Annotated in this window: 19 protein-coding genes and 1 pseudogene; 10 read left to right on the top strand and 10 right to left on the bottom strand. The window is 43.6% G+C overall.

Translation table 11 applies throughout. The annotated features are described in order from the left end of the window. Positions 1-17: 17 nt before the first annotated feature. On the bottom strand, positions 18-1589 hold the full coding sequence (locus tag B1A85_RS15360) for an NAD(P)H-quinone oxidoreductase subunit N (protein ID WP_104547777.1): 1572 nt from the start codon (positions 1587-1589) through the stop codon (positions 18-20). Between the two features lie 979 nt (positions 1590-2568). Here B1A85_RS15360 and topA point away from each other — a divergent pair. From topA to B1A85_RS15345, 3 genes are all read left to right on the top strand, one after another. Beyond that, the gene (topA, locus tag B1A85_RS15355) at positions 2569-5250 is read left to right on the top strand and encodes a type I DNA topoisomerase (protein ID WP_104547776.1); all 2682 of its coding nucleotides are present in this window, start codon (positions 2569-2571) and stop codon (positions 5248-5250) included. A gap of 150 nt (positions 5251-5400) precedes the next feature. Further along, positions 5401-6309, top strand: a complete 909-nt coding sequence (locus tag B1A85_RS15350; RefSeq protein WP_104547775.1) for an AraC family transcriptional regulator — start codon at positions 5401-5403, stop codon at positions 6307-6309. Positions 6310-6403: 94 nt separating this feature from the next. Further along, positions 6404-7114, top strand: coding sequence for a dienelactone hydrolase family protein (locus B1A85_RS15345; protein ID WP_104547800.1), 711 nt, complete (start codon positions 6404-6406; stop codon positions 7112-7114). Between the two features lie 200 nt (positions 7115-7314). On the opposite strand, the gene acnB is transcribed toward B1A85_RS15345, so the two are convergent. Next, the gene (acnB, locus tag B1A85_RS15340; RefSeq protein ID WP_104547774.1) at positions 7315-9921 is read right to left on the bottom strand and encodes a bifunctional aconitate hydratase 2/2-methylisocitrate dehydratase; all 2607 of its coding nucleotides are present in this window, start codon (positions 9919-9921) and stop codon (positions 7315-7317) included. A gap of 292 nt (positions 9922-10213) precedes the next feature. On the opposite strand from acnB, the gene B1A85_RS15335 reads away from it, so the two are divergent. From B1A85_RS15335 to B1A85_RS15325, 4 genes are read left to right on the top strand one after another with little or no spacing between them, the layout of a single operon-like run. After that, positions 10214-10540: a 2Fe-2S iron-sulfur cluster-binding protein gene (locus B1A85_RS15335; protein WP_104547773.1), complete on the top strand. Its 327-nt coding sequence runs from the start codon at positions 10214-10216 to the stop codon at positions 10538-10540. 42 nt (positions 10541-10582) lie between these two features. Next, positions 10583-10759 carry a hypothetical protein gene (locus B1A85_RS23960; RefSeq protein WP_168192413.1) on the top strand — a complete coding sequence of 59 codons (177 nt, stop codon included), beginning with the start codon at positions 10583-10585 and terminating at the stop codon, positions 10757-10759. A gap of 9 nt (positions 10760-10768) precedes the next feature. Beyond that, entirely contained in the window at positions 10769-11833 is a 1065-nt protein-coding gene (locus tag B1A85_RS15330) for a DUF3326 domain-containing protein (protein WP_104547772.1), read from the top strand. Positions 11834-11835: 2 nt separating this feature from the next. Then, complete coding sequence (locus B1A85_RS15325) at positions 11836-12417, top strand: CPBP family intramembrane glutamic endopeptidase (protein WP_104547771.1); 582 nt, start codon at positions 11836-11838, stop codon at positions 12415-12417. 7 nt (positions 12418-12424) lie between these two features. Here the strand turns inward: B1A85_RS15325 and B1A85_RS15320 are convergent, their stop codons facing one another. The 5 genes and pseudogenes from B1A85_RS15320 to B1A85_RS15295 all read right to left on the bottom strand — a co-directional run bounded on the left by B1A85_RS15320 (position 12425) and on the right by B1A85_RS15295 (position 15074). Continuing rightward, a complete protein-coding gene (locus B1A85_RS15320) occupies positions 12425-12895 on the bottom strand; it encodes an ABC transporter substrate-binding protein (RefSeq protein WP_104547770.1) in 471 nt (156 codons plus the stop codon). A 188-nt stretch (positions 12896-13083) separates the two neighbouring features. Beyond that, on the bottom strand, positions 13084-13365 hold the full coding sequence (locus B1A85_RS15315; protein ID WP_210404484.1) for a hypothetical protein: 282 nt from the start codon (positions 13363-13365) through the stop codon (positions 13084-13086). A gap of 165 nt (positions 13366-13530) precedes the next feature. Beyond that, positions 13531-13766 (bottom strand): annotated as a pseudogene (locus tag B1A85_RS26200) (helix-turn-helix transcriptional regulator). Positions 13767-13912: 146 nt separating this feature from the next. Further along, the gene (locus B1A85_RS15300) at positions 13913-14098 is read right to left on the bottom strand and encodes a hypothetical protein (protein ID WP_104547767.1); all 186 of its coding nucleotides are present in this window, start codon (positions 14096-14098) and stop codon (positions 13913-13915) included. 16 nt (positions 14099-14114) lie between these two features. Then, positions 14115-15074, bottom strand: coding sequence for a polyphosphate kinase 2 family protein (locus tag B1A85_RS15295; RefSeq protein WP_104547766.1), 960 nt, complete (start codon positions 15072-15074; stop codon positions 14115-14117). A gap of 157 nt (positions 15075-15231) precedes the next feature. Between B1A85_RS15295 and B1A85_RS15290 the strand changes: the two genes are divergently transcribed. Beyond that, positions 15232-15990: a class I SAM-dependent methyltransferase gene (locus tag B1A85_RS15290; RefSeq protein ID WP_104547765.1), complete on the top strand. Its 759-nt coding sequence runs from the start codon at positions 15232-15234 to the stop codon at positions 15988-15990. Positions 15991-16073: 83 nt separating this feature from the next. Next, entirely contained in the window at positions 16074-16556 is a 483-nt protein-coding gene (locus tag B1A85_RS15285; RefSeq protein ID WP_104547764.1) for a TspO/MBR family protein, read from the top strand. Between the two features lie 328 nt (positions 16557-16884). Here B1A85_RS15285 and B1A85_RS15280 read toward each other — a convergent pair whose 3' ends face one another. Together B1A85_RS15280 and B1A85_RS15275 are read right to left on the bottom strand one after the other, a co-directional pair. Then, positions 16885-17427 (bottom strand): hypothetical protein, encoded by a 543-nt coding sequence (locus tag B1A85_RS15280; protein ID WP_104547763.1) that lies wholly within the window; start codon positions 17425-17427, stop codon positions 16885-16887. A gap of 156 nt (positions 17428-17583) precedes the next feature. Then, on the bottom strand, positions 17584-18816 hold the full coding sequence (locus B1A85_RS15275) for a methionine gamma-lyase family protein (RefSeq protein WP_104547762.1): 1233 nt from the start codon (positions 18814-18816) through the stop codon (positions 17584-17586). A gap of 75 nt (positions 18817-18891) precedes the next feature. On the opposite strand from B1A85_RS15275, the gene B1A85_RS15270 reads away from it, so the two are divergent. Continuing rightward, a complete protein-coding gene (locus tag B1A85_RS15270) occupies positions 18892-19716 on the top strand; it encodes an acyl-CoA desaturase (protein WP_104547761.1) in 825 nt (274 codons plus the stop codon). Between the two features lie 436 nt (positions 19717-20152). Here B1A85_RS15270 and B1A85_RS15265 read toward each other — a convergent pair whose 3' ends face one another. Then, positions 20153-20467 carry a P-II family nitrogen regulator gene (locus B1A85_RS15265; protein ID WP_104547760.1) on the bottom strand — a complete coding sequence of 105 codons (315 nt, stop codon included), beginning with the start codon at positions 20465-20467 and terminating at the stop codon, positions 20153-20155. Between the last annotated feature and the right edge of the window lie 859 nt (positions 20468-21326).

The following is a 21326-nucleotide window of genomic DNA, read 5'->3' as shown; positions in this document are numbered from 1 at the left end:
TTTTAGTAAATTTATTACTATTGCTGAGTTGGCAGCGCAGAATTTTCCGCTGGCGCAGTTGCGCTAAAGTGGGAACTAATAACAATTGGTTGTAGTGTTGTTGTCCGCGCAATTGAGGTGTTAGCTAAAGTAAACAATGGGTTTGACAAAATTCCAGCTAAGGACGTAGCCACCAAGGTTAGCACCAAGCCGACTTGCAGCGGTCGCATACCAGGTAAACTCCATTGTACTTCAGGATAGTTTTTCACCGCGTCGGACATTTCTTGCGGTTCCTTGACAACCATCATCCGCACAACACGGATGTAGTAGTAAATCGAAACTACCGTGGTAACTAAACCGAGTAAAACCAATCCATATTGTCCGGCTTGCCAACCTGCCCAAAATAAGTAAATCTTACCGAAAAATCCTGCAAGCGGTGGAATACCGCCTAAAGATAGCAGGCAAATGCTTAAACACAGCGTTAGCAAAGGATCTTTTTGATACAGTCCCGAATATTCGCTAATCTGGTCTGTTCCTGTTCGGAGCGTGAATAGAATCACACAGGTAAACGCTCCCAAGTTCATGAAAAGGTAAACCAACAAGTAGAATACCATGCTGGCATATCCTGCTTCGGTGCCCGCAATCAAACCAATCATGACAAATCCAGCTTGTCCGATTGAAGAATAAGCTAGCATCCGTTTCATGCTGGTTTGTGCCAGCGCCACGACGTTACCTAACACCATACTGAGTACAGCCAGTGCGGTAAAGACAAATTGCCACTCGTCAATCAGTAGTGGGAAGGCACTATTCATGAGACGAATTGCTAAAGCAAATCCTGCAGCTTTGGAACCTACAGATAAAAACGCGACAACAGGTGTTGGCGAACCTTCATAAACGTCAGGTGTCCACTGATGGAAGGGAGCCGCAGAAATTTTAAAAGCAACACCTGCAATCACAAAGACTAAAGAAATCACTAAGCCAAGAGATTGACTTAAGTTAGCGTCAGCAATTGCAGACGCGATCGCACTTAGTTGAGTTTTGCCTCCTGATAAACCGTAGAGTAGAGAGACGCCGTAAAGGAAAACACCTGTACTCGCAGCACCAATTAATAAATATTTAAGTGCAGCTTCGTTCGAGCGGGGATCGCGCTTGGTGTATCCTGTCATCAAGTACGAAGAGATACTTAGAGTTTCGAGGGAGATAAATATTGTGACTAATTCAGAAGCCCCAGATAAAAACATCCCTCCTAGCGTTGCCGTTAGCATTATTCCAATAAATTCTGCTAACGCTGTACCAGATTGCTCGATATAGCGAATCGACATCAAAATCGTTACCGCAGTTGACAGCGCGATAATACCGCGAAAAACAATACTGAGGTCATCACTATTAAAAGCACCTAGAAACGAAATAGGGCTAGGGTTATTCCATTGAAGATATAACGCGACGACGGCGGCGAGTAATCCTGCGATCGCTGTATATGGAATCCAGCGCGACGCACTACGTCCGACAATCAAATCGCCTACGACGATCGCCATCAGGGTAGTCAGCACTATCCCTTCGGGCAAAATTGTTCCAGCATTTAACTGGTCTGCAAGATTAGCAAAATCCATGAGTGATATAGGTTTTGGCTATGAGACAATCGCTGTGTTAATTTTATTGTCTATCATATGGTTGCTTTTATGTATGTTTCATCTTGGTAATGACTGCAACGCTACTTGCGATTGCTGCTGAGTAGCTAGTACTATGAGTTGCCATCAGTATAAGTTGTTACTAACTCTTAACGATCGCGTAATTATAATTTAAGGTAAGAAGTTCAGTTTTCTCACCCACGGTAACAAGTTACCTACACCATTCTTCTTGCGCAACTCCAATAACCCGTGCGTGCTTCTTTTGTTCCCTGCTACCCGAGATACTATTTATTGAGTGCAACCACTAAGTTGATAGGTTTTTGCGTAACGCACCAGCAATAATTAGTTGACTTGTATTTTCCACAGGGTTATTCTCGCATTGTCTAGTCGTTGGGCAATGTTTCTCAGGATACTACCAGTGGTAGCGCTTTAGTTTACTCAAGTTAGGTTGCCATAATGACCAACTTTTATGGATTTGTTGTTATTTTATCTTGATTATCTGAGGTAGATGGAGTTGTAGCGTATTATTAGCATTGGCAGCGCGATCGCTAAAACATGCGGCAAAACTGTGGCAGGCTGTCAAAAAATACCGAATACCTTTATCAGGCACGCAATCGTTTTGTGTGATGTTAAAAACTAGAACGCTATATTTGTTCAATTCTGTAACCTCACGTCTGGCAAACTACACTTATTAAGTATTTTTAACAAAAATGAGTATCATTTTTTACGTAAATAGAAACTACTGTAGTGCTGATAAATTCTTATTCATCTGAAATGTTGTGAGGGTAACTTTTGTCGGATATAGATTTGTTAGTTATAACCTAGAGATCTAGGGGTATCACTATATGGAGATGGAAATCTAAATTCACGTTTTTCCTCTAACACTGCCTCTTGACAATTGAGGCAATTTCTTTAAAGTTGTCTGTTTAGCCTAGCTGCTATATTTTATTTGCAAGAACCCATGTCAACTCTGGTCATTGTCGAATCTCCCACTAAAGCCCGTACCATTCGTAACTACTTGCCAAATGGTTACCGCGTGGAAGCGTCTATGGGGCATATCCGCGACCTTCCGCAGTCGGCTAGCGATATTCCTGCGGCGGTGAAAGGTGAAAAATGGGCGCAGCTGGGTGTTAATGTGGATGCTGACTTTGAACCGTTGTATATCGTCCCAAAGGACAAGAAGAAGGTTGTTGCTCAACTGAAAGAAGCGCTGAAAAGTGCAGATGAATTGGTACTCGCGACGGACGAAGACCGCGAAGGTGAAAGTATCAGTTGGCATCTATTGCAGCTGCTCAAACCTAAAGTACCAATCAAGCGGATGGTATTTCATGAAATTACGCAAGATGCGATTCGTAAAGCATTGCAGAATTGTCGCGATGTTGACGAACAACTCGTACGCGCCCAAGAGACAAGAAGAATTTTAGATCGACTTGTAGGTTATACGTTGTCGCCACTGTTGTGGAAGAAAATCGCTTGGGGTTTATCAGCAGGACGCGTACAATCGGTAGCAGTGCGGTTATTGGTTGAAAAAGAACGCCAGCGTCGAGCATTTCGGCAAGCGACGTACTGGGATTTAAAAGCAGAATTAGAGGCAGAAAGTGAAGGCATTGCGTCGAAAAATGCGTTTGAATCGCGCTTGGTCACTTTGGGAGGAACCAAAGTTGCGAATGGTAGCGATTTTGATGAAGCAACAGGAAAACTAATTGCTGGGCGCAAGGTTGTTTTACTCGATGAAGCAGCAGCAAAAGCTTTAAAAGACCGCCTGACAGGAAAACCTTGGGAAGTTACCGAGTTAGAAGAACGACCGGTGACGCGCAAACCTGCACCACCGTTTACAACTTCAACCTTGCAACAGGAAGCTAACCGCAAACTCAGGCTATCAGCGCGGGATACAATGCGGACAGCTCAAAGTTTGTACGAACAAGGATATATTACCTATATGCGTACAGATTCGGTGCATTTATCGGATCAGGCGATCGCTGCTGCCCGAACTTGTGTCGAACAACTTTACGGTAAGCAATATCTCAGCCCTTCTCCGCGACAATACACGACGAAAAGTAAAGGCGCGCAAGAAGCTCACGAAGCCATTCGCCCAGCAGGAAGTACATTTAGAACGCCGCAAGAAACCGGCTTAAGCGGACGCGAACTAGAATTGTATGATTTGATTTGGAAACGTACAGTTGCTAGCCAAATGGCAGATGCAAAGCAAACGCAAATTGTAATGCACCTGCAAGTTGAAGATGCGGGATTTCGGTCGACCGGTAAGCGCATTGATTTTCCAGGATACTTACGCGCGTATGTCGAAGGCTCTGACGATCCCGAAGCGGCGCTAGAAGATCGAGAAGTAATCTTACCAGATCTAAAAGTAGGCGATCGCCCAAATTGTAAAAAACTCGAAGCAATCAAACACGAAACACAGCCACCTGCGCGTTATACCGAAGCTTCTTTAGTCAAAACACTCGAAAGTGAGGGAATTGGTCGTCCCAGTACTTATGCAAGTATTATTGGCACGATTATTGACCGTGGTTACGCCCAACTTGTTGGTAATGCGCTTGTTCCTACGTTTACTGCTTTCGCCGTCACAGGTCTGCTCGAAAAATATTTCCCCGATCTAGTCGATACTAGCTTTACTTCAAAAATGGAGCAAACTTTAGATGATATTGCCACAGGGGAAGCTGACTGGCTACCTTACTTACGAGAATTTTATTTGGGTGATTCTGGCTTAGAAACGCTTGTTAAAGAACGTGAAAATCAAATTGATCCGAACACCGCACGGACTGTTGAACTCGAAGACTTAGCCGCCAAAGTCCGCATCGGTAAGTTTGGTCCTTACATCGAAGTAGAAAATGGTAATGGTGTTGTTACAGCTTCAATTCCTAAGGATATTAACCCAGCTGATTTAGATCCTGAACAAGTCGAGGTATTGCTACGACAAAAAACCGAAGGTCCCGATCAATTAGGTCGCCATCCCGAAACGGGAGAACCGATTTATGTACTAATTGGTAGTCGCGGTCCTTACATTCAACTCGGAGATGCGACGGAAGAAAATCCTAAACCCAAAACATCATCATTACCGAAGGGAATAACAATCGAAAACCTGACGCTGGATAAAGCTGTTGGTCTTTTGTCTTTACCTCGGTTGTTAGGAACTCATCCAGAAACAGGTGGCAAAATTCAAGCTGCGATCGGTCCTTTTGGTCCCTATGTCGTACACGATCGAGGAAAAGAAGGAAAAGACTATCGATCGCTTAAAGCTGGGGATGATGTTTTTACAGTGACTTTAGAACGCGCTTTAGAGTTACTATCAGAACCTAAAAAAGGACGCAGTGGCGGTCGGAGTAAAACGAAAACGCCATTAAAAGAGTTAGGTGCCCATCCTGATGATGGCGAAGCCGTGAATATATACGATGGTCCTTACGGTCCTTATGTTAAGCACGGTAAAACCAATGTGGGTCTACCTGAAGGTAAATCGGTAGAAGATATAACGCTGGCAACAGCACTCGAACTACTAGCAACCAAAACCACAAGCTCTAAATCAACGCGCCGTAAAGCTTCTACTAGCAGCGGTACAGCGACTAAATCGACAACTCGCAAAAGTTCTAGTAGCCGTACAAAGGCAACGTCTAGTTCTAAATCTCAGTAGGAAATCTACCCCTTGGCGTTATGTAATATACATAAATTGCAGCCCAACATATATGGGGCAATGGCTTTCAAGCTTTGAATTTAGGGGGTGCGATCGCCTCTTTTTATTATCGCCAAGTCAAAACAAACTTCTCATTCATTCGAGCGCAAGATGAAACCACCAGCGCCAACCTGCAGCATTATTGACTATCGCCAAATCAATGCAGCAAATGCACTATTACCCCAACCATCGGTTCTTGCAAGCAGCGGTTGGAGTGATATTCACTTAGAAGTTTATCAGCAGCCAAAATTTGAGATTGCGGAGCATCAACACACGATGCACGTTATTGCTTGCGGACTTTCCTCTTCATATATAGAAGACTCATCAGGAGAGCGATGGTTAGATGGAAAGCTGAGCAAAGAGACGCGAAATACTGGAGACATTGCGATTATTCCTGCTAATGTTTCCCACCGCTGTAATTGGAACACCTCAGTTCAGTTTATGGTTTTAGCTCTTGAGCCTATACTGCTCAAAAACATTGGTCAAGATTGGGTAAACCCCGACGGTATTGAATTGATACCGCAGTTTATGAGTAAGCCAGACGCACTGATACAAAGCATCTTTTTAACTTTAAAAGACGAATTAGAATCTTACAGAATTGGCGGACAGCTGCTAGTTGATAGTTTGAAAACAGTGTTGGCAATTCACCTGTTACGAAACTATTGCGCGACATCTCCTAAATCTAGCTACTCAGATGGATTATCATCAGCAAAGCTAGTTCTCATAACAGACTACATCAACGAACATCTACATCAAAATTTGACACTGACAGAAATTGCGGCGATCGCGCAAATAAGTCCGTATCACTTTTTGCGATTGTTTAAGCAAAGTATGGGTGTTACACCTCATCAATACATCTTGCAGCGCCGAATTGATAAAGCAAAATATTTGTTGCGACACAGCAAATTGAGTATTGTAAATATTGCTCTTTGTGCTGGCTTTTGCGATCAAAGCCATATGACTCGATGTTTCAAGCGTATGCTTGGCGTCACGCCAAAACAATTTCTGCAAGGTTGTTGAGTGCAAGAATATTCCAAAACTCCGCAATATTTTTCTAGAGTATCGAGTTGCTGACTTTTTAAGCTGTCAGCAGTAGGATTTTCTGGAAAAAATGATGCAAATTGAACAATCACAGGTGATGATTCAAACACCCGATGGACAAATGTCCGCATTCTTATATACACCTGTTACGCTAAAGCGTGTACCCGCGATTCTTCTATTAATGGAAGCTTTTGGCTTAACCGCGCATATCCAAGATGTAGCAGTCCGTATCGCAAATGAAGGATACGTAGTTCTTGTGCCAGATTTATACTATCGCCAACCTAACAACAAGTTTGGTTACGATGAAGTAGAGCAGGCTATGGCGATGATGTGGCGGCTTGACTTCGGTAAGTCTATAGAAGCGGATCTTCAAGCAGCATTGGGTTACTTAAAAACGCGATCGCCTGTGAATCCAGAAAGAATTGGTGTTACCGGTTTTTGTTTGGGCGGTGGGTTGACTTTTTTAACTGCTTGCAAGTTTTCAGCTGAAATTGCGGCAGCAGCGCCTTTTTACGGTATGGTTTTAGATGAGTGGATCGCTGCAGTAAAAAATATTACAGTGCCTATTTATTTGTTCTTTGGTGGTAGAGATCCTTTTATTTCGCGCGATCGCATTCACCAAATCGAAACACGATTTCAAAAACTTAATAAAGAATACACCTTGAAAGTTTATCCTGATGCCGACCATGGGTTTTTTTGCAACGAACGTTCTTCGTACAATCGCTTAGCAGCTGAAGACGCTTGGCGCGAACTGATGCAGTTCTTTCGCAAACATTTGTGGTAAGCATGAATCATAGATACCTTCCGACTTCCTTCGGGGCTACCTAAACAAAGTATGCACGGCAGCACGCTATAAGTAATAGATTTATGAATGAGTTTGCAAAGCTGAATGGGGTTTGTCTAATAGCGAATAAACTTCCGAAGTATTTATAAGCTCTTAGGTAACTAAAAACGTGTAGGTGGGTAGTACCCACCCAGATTTAGTTAAGACAATGTACCTGCGGGAATTCCTAAAATATCCTCAATCTTGGGCATTTCTTCTAGAGGAACTACGCGCCCTTCATCTTCAAAACCGGCAATTTGATCGAAGTTGAGATAGCGATACAAATCATCAGCAAACGGATGAATTTTGTGCGCAACAATATCCATGTATTCCTCAACTGTAGGAATGCGTCCTAACAAGGCACAAACTGCGGCTAATTCTGCTGAACCAAGATAGACACGCGCATCTTTACCCATGCGGTTATTAAAGTTCCGCGTAGAGGTAGAAAACACCGTTGTGCCATCCGCGACTCGTGCTTGATTTCCCATGCACAAACTACAACCAGGCATTTCCGTTCGCGCCCCAGCTGCACCAAATATACCGTAAACGCCTTCTTCCTTAAGTTGATTTTCGTCCATGCGCGTCGGCGGACAAATCCACAGCCGAGTTTGCACCGCACCTGCGCCTTCTAAGACTTTAGCAGTAGCGCGGTAATGACCAATATTTGTCATGCACGAACCGACAAAGACTTCTTGTACAGGATCGTTAGCAACTTCTGATAATAATTTGACATTGTCAGGATCGTTGGGTGCAGCGACAATTGGTTCTTTGATTTCATTCAAATCAATTTCAATAATTTCCGCATACTCTGCATCTGCATCTGCTTCCATCAATACTGGATTGGCTAGCCATTGTTCCATCTTGGCAACGCGGCGCATAATTGTCCGTGCATCCTGATAACCCCGCGCCACCATATTTTTTAAGAGCGCGATGTTGGAGCGCAAATACTCAGAAATTGTCTCGACACTCAACTTAATCGTACAGCCTGCACACGATCGCTCTGCGGTTGCATCGGTTAATTCAAAAGCTTGTTCGACTTTTAAATCGGGTAAGCCTTCGATTTCCATAATGCGCCCAGAAAAGACGTTTTTCTTGTTCTGTTTCGCAACGGTGAGTAATCCTTTTTGAATCGCAACGTAAGGAATCGCGTTGACAATATCGCGTAAGGTGATACCTGGTTGCAACTCGCCTTTAAACCGCACTAAAACTGACTCTGGCATATTTAATGGCATAACACCTAACGCCGCCGCAAATGCGACTAACCCTGAACCAGCAGGGAAGGAAATTCCTAAAGGAAAGCGCGTATGCGAATCGCCACCAGTTCCTACCGTGTCGGGTAACAACATCCGATTCAACCACGAGTGAATAATGCCATCGCCAGGGCGTAAAGCAACACCACCCCGCGAGGCAAAGAAATCAGGAAGTTCGTGATGCGTTTTAATATCGACAGGTTTTGGATAGGCGGCGGTATGACAGAAACTCTGCATGACTAAATCCGCACTAAAGCCAAGACACGCAAGTTCTTTCAGTTCGTCGCGGGTCATTGGTCCTGTGGTATCTTGAGAACCAACTGTTGTCATAATCGGTTCGCATGATGTTCCAGGACGGACGCCAGGTAAGCCGCAAGCTTTACCTACCATCTTTTGCGCGAGGGTGTAACCTTTGCCTGTATCGGTTGGTTGTTGCGGACGAATAAAGACAGAACTTGGTTCTAATCCCATTGCGATGCGCGCTTTGTCGGTGAGGGTACGCCCAATGAGTAAAGGAATGCGCCCACCTGCACGAACTTCGTCGGTAATTGTATCGGGTTGTAGCTTAAAGGTAGAAATGACGTCTCCGGCTTCGTTGGTAATTTCACCTTTGTAGGGATAGATGGTGACTACCATGCCCGTTTCCATCTTAGTCACATCGCACTGAATTGGTAACGCCCCTGCATCTTCAGCGGTGTTAAAGAAAATTGGCGCGATCGCACCTCCTAGAATATATCCTCCAGCGCGTTTGTTCGGTACGTACGGAATATCTTGCCCGATGTGCCACAATACAGAGTTAATCGCAGATTTGCGCGACGATCCCGTACCAACAACATCGCCAACATACGCTAAGGGATGTCCTTTTTGCTTTAATTCGGCAATCGTGTCTAATGCCCCAGGAAGACGTGACTCTAGCATTGCTAGCGCGTGTAGCGGAATATCAGGACGTGTTGTCGCGTGTGTCGCTGGAGAAAGATCGTCGGTGTTCGTTTCGCCCGGTACTTTAAAAACTGTGACGGTAATTGCTTCGGGTAAAGGTGCGCGCGTCGTAAACCATTCCGCATCCGCCCACGACTGCATGACTTTTTGCGCGTAGGAGTTTGTTTTTGCTAATTCTTCAACGTCGTGAAAAGCATCGTACACTAGCAAAGTTTTGCTTAAAGCCGTTGTCGCTGCTGTAGCTAATTCATCATCTGCGGATAGTAATTCTACAAGCGATCGCACGTTGTATCCGCCCATCATTGTGCCTAAAAGTTCAATCGCATAAGTGGGAGAAATTAATGGGCTTGTCGTTTCGCCTTTGGCGATCGCCGTGAGAAATCCAGCTTTAACGTAGGCGGCGGGATCGACTCCTGGCGAAACGCGATCGCGCAACAGGTGCAATAAAGTTTCTTCTTCGCCTGCAGGTGGCGCTTTTAATAATTCACATACATCTGCGGTTTGTTGTGCATTCAAAGGTAACGGGGGAATACCCATTGCTTGTCTTTGGGCAACGTGGTGCCGATATTCTTCCAGCATTCTCATCTCCATTAAATCAGCCATATTATCTTTTGTCTTTTTAGTGCAAGGTTAACGCCGCGCGACCGCAATTACAGTTGACAATGATACGGTCTGTGAGATTGTAGAGCTCAGGGGTCACAGAACAAAGAAATATTTTGGATACATAATTTTTTTGATGCATAATTTCTTCTGCTTCCTCTGCTTTCCGACCTCAGATTCCTGACGCCTCAAGATACAATTACTTGTTAGTGATTAATCACGAGCAGAGACTGCATTTAACTTGGCAGTTTAGTAAAACGGTTTTTAGTTTATGCCTCAAATTTATAAGGTTCAAATTCAGCATCAAGGTCAAACTCATACGATTGAAGTTCCCGAAGACAAAATTATTTTACGTGCTGCGAGTGCGGCTGGCTTAGATTTACCTAGTTCCTGTAATGCTGGTGTTTGTACAACTTGTGCGGCTTTGCTGCTTGAAGGTACTGTAGAACAAAGTGATGGCATGGGTCTTAGTCCTGAACTCCAGCAGAAAGGTTACGCTTTACTTTGTGTTTCCTACCCCCGATCCGATTTGAAGATCGAAACTGAGAAGGAAGATGAAGTATACGACTTACAGTTTGGTCAGTTTCAACCCAGCTAAAGAAGTTGCCCGGCTTTCTTGGTATAGAATTTAACAGGTAGTATGAAAACACACTTTATTACTGCTGAGATTAAGTTTCAGGATTCTCCTGCAATGCTTCCCAAGGTCATTGAGGCTGAATTACAGTTATCTGGAAAACCACTACGCTGGGCAATTACAGCGATAGATCTCCAACAACAAACAGCGACTGTCGAAGCCGTTGTTACTTTAGAGGACTAACTCAACAGCGTGAACCAGCGTCCTTACACCGTTATCTTAATTGTACCAACTGGTATCGGAGCCGCCATTGGCGGATATGCCGGAGATGCCATGCCAGTTGCTAGGGCGATCGCTTCTGTCGCGGACCGCCTGATTACTCACCCAAATGTGCTCAATGGCGCGCAATTGTATTGGTCTTTACCAAATGTTTTCTATGTAGAAGGTTACGGACTCGATCAATTTGCTGCTGGGAGTTGGGGGTTACGTCCTGTACATCAAAATCGTATTGGTCTCATTTTAGACCAGGGAATCGAACCAGACTTACGAGTACGGCAGCTGCAAGCAGCTGATGCTGCCCGTGCTACTCTAGGATTACACTTAGCTAATTATGTTGTCACTGATACAGCTATAGGCGTAGAATTACGAATATCCGATTCAGGTGTGAGTTGGGGAACGATTCAAAATCCTGGAACTTTACTGCGGGCAACAGAGACATTGATTAATAAAGCAAGAGTAGACGCGATCGCCGTTGTAGCCCGTTTTCCTGATGATATGGATAGTCCTGCATTACAGCAATATCGTTACGGTAAAGGTGTTGACCCGCTTGCAGGTGCTGAAGCTGTCATCAGTCATTTAGTTGTCCGCGAATTTCAAGTTCCTTGCGCCCACGCGCCCGCTTTGTTACCGTTACCGCTCGATCCTGATATATCACCGCGATCGGCTGCTGAAGAAATTGGGTATACATTCTTACCTAGTGTGCTTGTGGGTTTAAGTCGTGCCCCGCAGTTTGTGACAAACCAGCAGCAATCATCACCACAAGACATCTGGGCAAATCAAGTTGATGCTGTTGTCATTCCGGCAACGGCTTGCGGTGGCAGCACAGTGTTAAACCTTAGTCAATCGCCTGTACAAATTGTTACAGTACAAGAAAATCAAACTCAACTTTATGTTCCTCCAGAACCATTAGGAATTAAAGTCATATCGGTAAACTCGTACCTAGAAGCAATTGGTGTATTAGCCGCGCATAAGGCAGGAATTACACCGACTGCACTTGACCCTCATATTTCATCCCTTAATTGCCTGAATTCTAACTGACAGTGACCGAACAAGATTTTGACCCCAAAATTCAGCCGTTATCGCGTACCCAGATCTTAATTGGCATGGCCGTTACTGCATTAGTATTACTGGTTATTGCCAAGCTATGGTTGCAATTTGGTAATTTTGCCTTATTGCCTGTGGAGCTAACATCAATAGCAGTGGCTAGGGGATTGGGTGTTGCGTCGATCATTGCGATCGCGAGTTGGGTCGTCTACCGCGTTTGGTCGGGGTATCGTCGTAGTGCGGATTTTTACCTCGAATTGGTTCTCAAACCTTTACACTGGGCAGATTTAATTTGGATTGGGTTACTTCCAGGACTAAGCGAAGAATTATTATTTCGCGGTGTCATGTTGCCTGCATTTGGCTTCAATATCACTGCTGTGATTGTATCGAGTATCTGTTTTGGCGTGCTTCACATGAGTTCTACTCAGCAATGGCCATATGTCGTTTGGGCAACAGCGGTAGGCTTCTTACTCGGTTGTAGCGCTTTATACACAGGTAATCTTCTCGTGCCAATTGTGGCACACACGATTACTAACTTGTTTTCTAGTTACTTTTGGAAGTGGGAACACTCGCGGTAAATGCAATTTACAGATCTAATAGTTGTTGAAGTTGTTCAATCACTAACTCAGTCGCAATTGGACCCGTAATTCGACTCCAGAAATGATAATCAACAAAATACACTTGCTTTGCCTGATAAGCAGGTAGCGATTGTGGTAAAAGTTCTAAAGAAATCGGTATTGCACCATAGCGTACAGGTAGTTTGGGTAATACTAACTCAAATCCTAGCTCTTCAAGGAGATTACCCGCAAAGGTTTGTTTGGTGAAGACTTCAATACTGTCTAATCCAGAAATTGATAACAGTAATAGCTGTTTTCCTTGCAAAGCTTTAAACTTCTCTTTCGTGTCGGTCATTCGTTTGTTGTAGTCTTGAATCACCTGTTGTGCCTGTTGTTCGCGATGCGTGACTCGACCAAGCGTTAATAAATCATCTTGCCAGTGGCGATCGCTGTGCGATAACGGTAATGTTGGCGCGATCTGGGAAAAAATGAGATACAGCGATTGTTCGCTGCTTTAGCCTAAAAGAATTAAATCGGGTTTGAGTGTTAATACTGCTTCTTGTGATGGTGATTGCCGAGTACCAACATACATGGGATCGTTTGTGATGCGACCGCCTAAATATTTAACATCGACCGTTGTGCCGAATTGTGGAGTACCAACTAAAACTCTGGCATCTTCAGCATAGCCTACGGGTTGAATGTTGAGAGAAAGTAATAAATCAAGCGATCGCGGATCGAGGGCGATAATGCGTTGGGGTGTTTTGCAAATTTGGGTTTGACTTGCAAGCCTTCAGAAGTTGGATTTAGCTCTACTTTGGTAACTTGTATTACTGGAGATTGCGCTAGCCACTCAGCAACGGTAGTCGCAGGACTTTGTTGTACTGTTGGTAATTCTTCCGCGTGAACTGACTGCGTACCGATAATCGACACCATGCTGACTATTGCTACAAGAAAATGCGATCGCTCCATCACTCCTTACCCAACCCACAAGTTGATAAACTTTCCTAATTAGTTCAGATCAAAATATTAATGGTTTATGCACGCTGAAGTGACTCACAAATGGAATGATTAGATCCCAAAACGGAATTTGTTAATTAAGTGGGTGAAAATTGCGAACAGTTCTGCTATTACCAATTACCTATTCCCATGTTGCGATGAATAATGACTCGGACTCACGCCAAACTTTTTGCGAAATGCAGCAGCGAAATAGCCAGGATGTGAATAGCCAACTGCACGCGCTACTTCAGCAATACTCATTTTATTCCTAGTAACAATTGCCGTGCTTGAATCATGCGGTGTTTTCGCAGATAACCAAATGCCGTTGTCCCAAAAACTTGCCGAAATCCGCGTTTAAACGTACAGTCATTCATCCCTACTGATCGTGCTAAATCAATCAACGAAGGTGGATTCTCAGCATTATTATCAACACATCTCTAGCCTGATAAAGACGAGCAATATCGCTTGATTTCAGCTTCCTGAGGTGGTTGCGATCGCTATGCTTGAGAATATAGTCTGACTATAATGCCATTAATTCTAGGGCTTTGGCTTGCAAATAAATTTTCTCAATTTCTCCTTGGTAGGGACAATTGAGAATTTGCTGTAACACCAAATGAACTTCTGGAGTGACGATACTTAAATCGGTATAAAATTCTTTATCTGGATTTTCGAGTTGTTGTCGTAACTCTTGAGGAAGTAATTCCATCTGCCTCACATAACCTTTATGCTGGAATCACAATGTTTTCTAATTTTTCAGCAGCGGGATATTGCGGATTCATTGCCTCTAGCGTATCGGCGATCGCGCGGGCAATTACCAAATTGCGATACCATTTTTTATTCGATGGTACAACGTACCAAGGTGCATAAGCGGTCGAACAGTTATTAATTGCGTCTTCGTAAGCTTGCTGATATTTATCCCATAACTGACGCTCATTGACATCGTTAATTGAAAATTTCCAGCGCTTATCAGGATCTTCCAAGCGACTTTCTAATCTCCGGCGTTGTTCGTCCTTAGAAATATGTAGGAAAAACTTGATAATAACAATATTATCCAATGTCAGCATTTGCTCAAACTCATTGATGACACGATAGCGCTGACGCCATACTTGTTCAGGAACTAAGTCTTTTACACGTACAATCAGGACATCTTCGTAGTGCGATCGGTTGAAAATCGTAATCATTCCTCGACGTGGTGCGCGGCGATGATAGCGCCACAAAAAGTCATGACTCAGTTCTTCATCAGTAGGTTTTTTGAAAGACCAAACTTGACAACCTTGCGGATTAATTCCTCGAAAAACGTGCTTAATTGTACCATCCTTTCCACCTGTATCCATTGCTTGCAATACAATCAAAACACTACGTTTATTTTCCGCGTATAAGCGTTCTTGTAACACTGCTAGTCGCTTCCTTTGAATTTCTAGTTCGTGTTCAACATCTTTCTTTTTTTTGTAGTGTTCGCAAGCATCGGGGTTAATATCCGCGAGTCTAATGCGTTCATCTGGGCTGACTCGGTAGCGAGGATAATCCGGTTTTGGTGGTGGTTCGTTGACAACGAGTGTTTCTGGTGATACGACATTGGCAACGCTACTAGCTTTTTGTTCCGCAGCTTGAGTCGTTTCTCGTTCTTCTGCTTCAGTGACATCTGTCGGATTAAGATTATTTGTGCGATCGTCTTGATTCATAAGCTTTTGTAGCCTGATTGTAATCTAAACTACTTTGTCTTGATATTAGTTCAGCCACAGATGCTGCCGTTTCTATCACAAGGTAGACGATATCGTTATGACAAGACGTGTAATTGTATCAAGCCACCATTATCTCGTCGCTAATATTTCTGAAATTATGCTTTGGAACCAACTCAAACAGAAACTATTACAACTGCTTGTATTTATATGTTGCACAGTTTTGATAAGTTGCACGCCAATCGCTGCAACTTCATCTGTAGATAATCACTCAACTTACCAGTATCGCACCATACATAGCCCTGATGGTATCGGCAAATTTTATCAAGGGCGTGAAATTGCGAAAGTTATGGGACATACTGAAGCACTATGGCTAGAACGCCCAAGTCGAGAAAGAGAAGAACAACCACAAAAAGTATTAGATGCACTGAATCTGCAACCTACAGATGTGGTCGCCGATATTGGTGCGGGTACAGGTTACTTTAGCTTTCGGATAGCTCAAAAGCTCCTCCAGGGAAAAGTACTAGCTGTCGATATTCAGCCAGAAATGTTGGATATTATTGAGTTTCTGAAAAAAGAGACAGGACTTACCAATGTTGAAACCATCTTAGGCACTGTTACTAATCCTAACTTGCCTGAGAATAGCATTGATTTAGCTCTAATGGTAGATGCCTATCATGAATTTTCCTTCCCATATGAAGTTATGCAAGGTATTACAAAAGCACTCAAACCTGGGGGAAGAGTCGTCTTAGTTGAATACCGCAAAGAAAATCCTTTTATTCCAATTAAGGGATTACATAAAATGACTCTAAATCAAGTAAAAAAAGAAATGGCATTGATCGGATTGCAATGGCAAAACACCAACGAATCTCTACCAAATCAACACATTATAACTTTTGCTAAAGCTATGGTTAAATAGCTTATCAACAAAAATCAATCGAGTAATTAGGTAATAGATAAGATCGAACTATACCAATTACCAATTATCAATTACTAATAACTATGAAAGCTAGATGGATAATACTTGCCGTTTCCGTAGCTATTTTTTTTGGAGGAAATCTACTAACTTCACTGCAAGACCCTTGGTTTCAAAACTTAACTCGCCCTGGATGGTTAACCTTTGAATCATTAATTCCCTTAATTTGGGCAGTGGTTTGGATTTGTGGGACAATCTCAGCAATTCTAGTCTGGGAACAATCTCGCCGTCAAAGACGCGATCGCCCGTGGCTATTCATGGGCTTGTATATTGCGATCGCTCTTTTAACTACACTCTATAGCCCTGTTGTTGTTGAACTCCGCAGCCTCGTTGGCGGGCTGATCTTCGGTGGATTAGCAACAATATTAGCTTATGTTGTGGCGATTTCTGTCCGTAAGATATCAACAACCGCGTCTTGGCTACTTTTACCCTACATGCTTTGGGGACCAATTGGTACATATCTCACTTGGGTACTCATTCAGCTTAACCCTGGCGCAGGAGGCGTCTAGTTACTATTTAGTTTGTTATCATTTATGAAAAATCAGTTACTAAATGTAACAATATCTATAGAAGCTTAACACGTAGGTACTTCTATGAAAGACAAAAACTATTCCTTTAAAGGCAGTCCCAATGCTGGATTGGTACTTTCAATCTTGGCAGTCGCTGGTGCGATCGCGGTATTCTTAGTCGGATTCAGCGGCTAGTTGAATTTGCTAGGGGTCGGAGGTCAGAACATTTCCAATGAATCTGCTGTTTTTGGATATGTGGAAACTCTGAAAACTGATTCCTTAATGCAGCTAGAAATCGTAAATTATGGAGTGAAATTGACGACGCGACTTAACCAGCGTGAGATAAGACTTGTTGTAGTGCTTGGCAAATAACTTGTCTTTGTTCAGTATCGTAGCCCCAGCGATTGAGAAAATCCTTGTAGCTACCTTCTCCACTTGTGGCAGTGTTTAATAAGTCCTGAGCGTATTGAGTTACAGCAGTAAGATTAAGTAATTGAATTAACTTTTGCGTACGCTGTTGAACTCGTAAAGAACTTTGTACCATTTCCTCAGCTTGATTGCGTTGATGGTAAATAGCTTGGGCTGCGGACATTGCCACATTTTTCACCAACAATTCTGCAACAGTTTCAGGATGCGATCGCAAAGCTTCAACAACTGAATGCATTAAGCGATCGACTACTGGTGAATCAGACGTCAAATAAGTAACAAAAAAACCTCTAGCACCGTTTTGCGTTCTCACCAAATCAGAGACAACCGCTTTAACTTCCGATTCTGGCAATTGCCTAGCATCAGCTTGTTCCAGCAATAACTGAGTTAAATCAATCGCCTCTTTAAAAGAAACCTCCGTTGGCACTTTTATAGCTTTATTCACAACACAAAACCTAATCAAGTACTTTTGTAATTCTAGTAATTATTAATTCTGGACAACCTTTGTGCCTACCCTGCGGGAAGGCTACGCCAATGTGGTTCGTTAGTCTCAATAATTATGTCATCACCACCTTAATCCTACAAAATGAAGAATTCTCTACTAGTCAACCGCCTGCACTGCCTCAATCGCCGCTTCAAGCGCGATCGCTACATGCGTCCAATGCGTCCCCCCTTGACAAAAGACGATATATGGTTCTCGTAATGGACCATCCGCTGAAAATTCCGACGTACTGCCATCAATAAACGTCCCACCCGCCATTACCAACTGGCTTTCATAACCGTGCATTGCTGCAGGAACCGGATCGAGATAAGAACCAACAGGGGAATTTTGTTGAATTGCCCGGCAAAACGCAATCAACTTTTGCGGCGAACCTAACTTAATTGCTTGAATCACATCGCGGCGGGGTGCAAACGGTGCAGGATTCACAGGATACCCCAACTGATCGAAGACATACGCCGTCAGGTGATTGCCTTTCATTGCTTCTCCCACCATTTGCGGCGCAAGAAACAACCCTTGATACAACAGACGATTTTGATCGAACGTTGCTCCTCCAGCAGTGCCAATTCCTGGCGCTGTTAAGCGACAAGCTGCTGCTTCTACCAATTCGGCTTTTCCAGCAACATAACCGCCAGCAGTGACAATTGTACCCCCAGGGTTTTTAATCAACGAACCCGCAATTAAATCTGCACCAACAGCGGTTGGTTCGCGATCTTCAATAAACTCACCGTAGCAGTTATCAACAAAGCAAACCGTGTCGGGATTTTGCTGTTTAACAATGCGGATAATTTTTTCAATTTCGGCGATCGCTAAACTAGCACGCCAAGAATAACCACACGATCGCTGAATTAACACCAAACGGGTATCATCTTTAATGGCGTTTTCTAACCTGTTCCAATCGATAGTTCCCTCATCGGTTAGAGATAATTCGCGGTAACGGATGCCAAACTCAAGAAGGGAACCTTGACCAGGAGAACGCAATCCAATGACTTCTTCTAACGTGTCATACGGGGAACCCACAACGGCTAACATTTCGTCTCCAGGACGGAGGACACCATATAACGCACAAGCGATCGCATGAGTTCCTGAAACAAATTGCACCCGTACTGCTGCAGCTTCGGCTTGCATGACTTCTGCAAAAACGCGGTCTAAAACATCACGTCCTAAGTCGTCGTGACCATAACCACTCACCGAAGCAAAATGGTGTGTTCCAACACGCTGATTGCGAAATGCTCTCAGCACGCGTTGTAAATTTTGCTTGACTGCAGCGTCAATTCCAGAAAAAATCGGAGATAGTGCCTGTTCGGCTGCTTGTAGCTGTTCAGCGCTATTCATTAACACCTCATACTTTAATTTTCTACGCGGTGTTTATTATTGCCGAAATTAAGCTGACCTATACGAGATAATTGCATGACCATTGCCAACTCAACCAAACCTTCCCTGAATTGGGCGTTTATCATTTTTATTGCCTTTGTTCACATCGGCGCTGCGTTTGCCTTACTACCTAGCAATTTTAATTGGAGTGCCTTAGGTTTAGCTTTATTACTCCATTGGATCACCGGTGGGTTAGGAATTACACTAGGATTTCATCGCTTGGTAACCCACCGCAGCTTTCAAACTCCCAAATGGTTGGAGTATTTTTTTGTCTTCTGCGGTACGCTTGCTTGCCAAGGAGGAGTGTTTGACTGGGTGGGACTACATCGACTACATCACTTGTATTCGGATCAAAAGCTAGATCCCCACGATTCTAACCAAGGCTTTTGGTGGAGCCATATAGGTTGGATGTTGTTTCACACCCCCGTAGAATCTGAAATTCCCCGCTACATCAAAGACATTGCGGATGACCCAGTGTATCAATTTTTTAATAAATATTTTATTCCTATCCAGTTTGCCCTAGGACTTCTACTGTTCTTCATCGGTGGCTGGTCTTTCGTCGTTTGGGGAATTTTTGTCCGTCTCGTTCTAGTTTGGCACTGCACTTGGTTTGTGAATAGTGCTAGCCATATTTTTGGTTATAGTACCTACGAATCAAACGATAACTCAAAAAATTGTTGGTGGGTTGCTTTAGTTACCTACGGCGAAGGTTGGCACAACAACCATCATGCGTTTCAATACTCTGCCCGTCACGGCTTGCAGTGGTGGGAAATTGACCTTACGTGGATGACAATTCAATTGCTACAAACCTTGGGACTGGCAACTAAAGTCAAGTTAGCACCAAAAGAATCCTTAAACTAATACTCAAAGGTCAAAGATCGAAGTTAAGCACAAAACTACTGCTATAGCAGAGGTCAGGGCTAAAAGCTAACCAGGAGAAGGTTTTTGAGCTTTTAGAATGTCTTACCTTCCCATCGATTGCTATATTTAGTTTCCAACCCTCATAAGTTGTGAAAAAATTGTCATACAGCTAAGCAGTTTTTGAAGCTTATTCTTCAGTATTTAAGATGAAACGACCTTAAGGTTATTGGTGAAACAAGCCTTAAGGTTCTTTATGAGGTGGGCAAGATTCTACTCTAAGACTGAGGAGTCACTTCAATACTATAGGTGAGGTATTTGTCTTTTGTTGCTTTAGTGAAGCTGAATAACAAAACCCAAACAATAGTTAAGTTTTATCTGTCTTAGAGACCATTGATCGCAAACGACAGAGTTTTCTGCACCACTAAGGAGTTTTGAGTCAGAACTTGTGCGCGTGCAGTACCTCCGCGTCGCAGAGATAGGCGATGCCCGAATAATCGCCGAAAAACTGCGCTGCGACCTCGTCTGAAATCTTTAAGGCTATATCCCGATTGGCGGTGAGCACCTCGATCTTGATATTCGCATAGGTATCGGAAACGGTGGGTTGTCCCGACGAGCGCACGTTGCGACTGCCTTTACCGCCAGCGGCCACCACCGTATAACCGGTAGCCCCGGCTTCGTCGATAATCTTGGCGATCTGTTTTAGCAGCACCTTTTCCGTGACGATGACAAGTTTGCTGGCTTGCTGGGTCATGTGGGTTACCTCTTGATGCGTTCTGTTGCGACAATTTAAGGCAAGACTCTATGGTGTTGTTTTGAACCATGTCTTTAAGTTTATGTCAAAGAGCGGCGAATCCACTGCCCTCTGTTGAAAAAGATTGACTCAAATTAGCGGAAGCATTTTATAAAAAATCCTTTTGGCGTTATGACCGCCATTCAACATCAGATTGCAAGAAGCGCTAGAGATGAGTGCTCTGCCGTTTGCAGTACCGTCCACTGATAGAGTAATCAAACTTCGATTCACCATCCAACAACGGCGCAGATGTTTTAGTAGTCGGCAGCAAGCGGTACGAGAGTTCTCTTTGCATTCGCTGCGACAGCGCCAAGGGGGGCTCGTCGCCCACAATATTGGGCAGCCATCCATACCCAGTCTTTATCTTTCCCATACTATCCTCTGGTGAAAACCAACAGGCGCTCTGACAAGTTCGACTGGACAGGTAGGATGGAGCTAGTCCAATTCCCCGCAAATTGAGCCAGGATAAACTTTAACAAATTCGTCAGGGCGTTCACCTCAGTCACAGGCATGCTGTACAGAGCGAGCCAATTTAGTTGGTTCAAACTGGTTCAAACATTGCAGCCCCGAAATATCGGCAACCTGAGCTATGAACGAGATGAGGCATTGAGAATGCGATCGCAATTTTCATTAACCAAGGATATATCGAAAACTGTCAATTAAAAGGAAAACTTATGACACAGATTTGAAATTGCGTTCCAAATCCATATTAAAAATCTGTGCATTTCAGGATAGACTTAAACCCATAAAGATTTAGTTATTGATAGCCAGGCATCTATGGAGGGTAGTGCGGGATAACCATCACCTTCCAGCTTTATTC

It is taken from the genome of Chroococcidiopsis sp. TS-821 (assembly GCF_002939305.1).
GTDB lineage: Bacteria > Cyanobacteriota > Cyanobacteriia > Cyanobacteriales > Chroococcidiopsidaceae > Chroogloeocystis.
The sequence above is the reverse complement of the archived record's forward strand: the minus strand, read 5'-3'. Positions and strand labels throughout refer to the sequence as shown.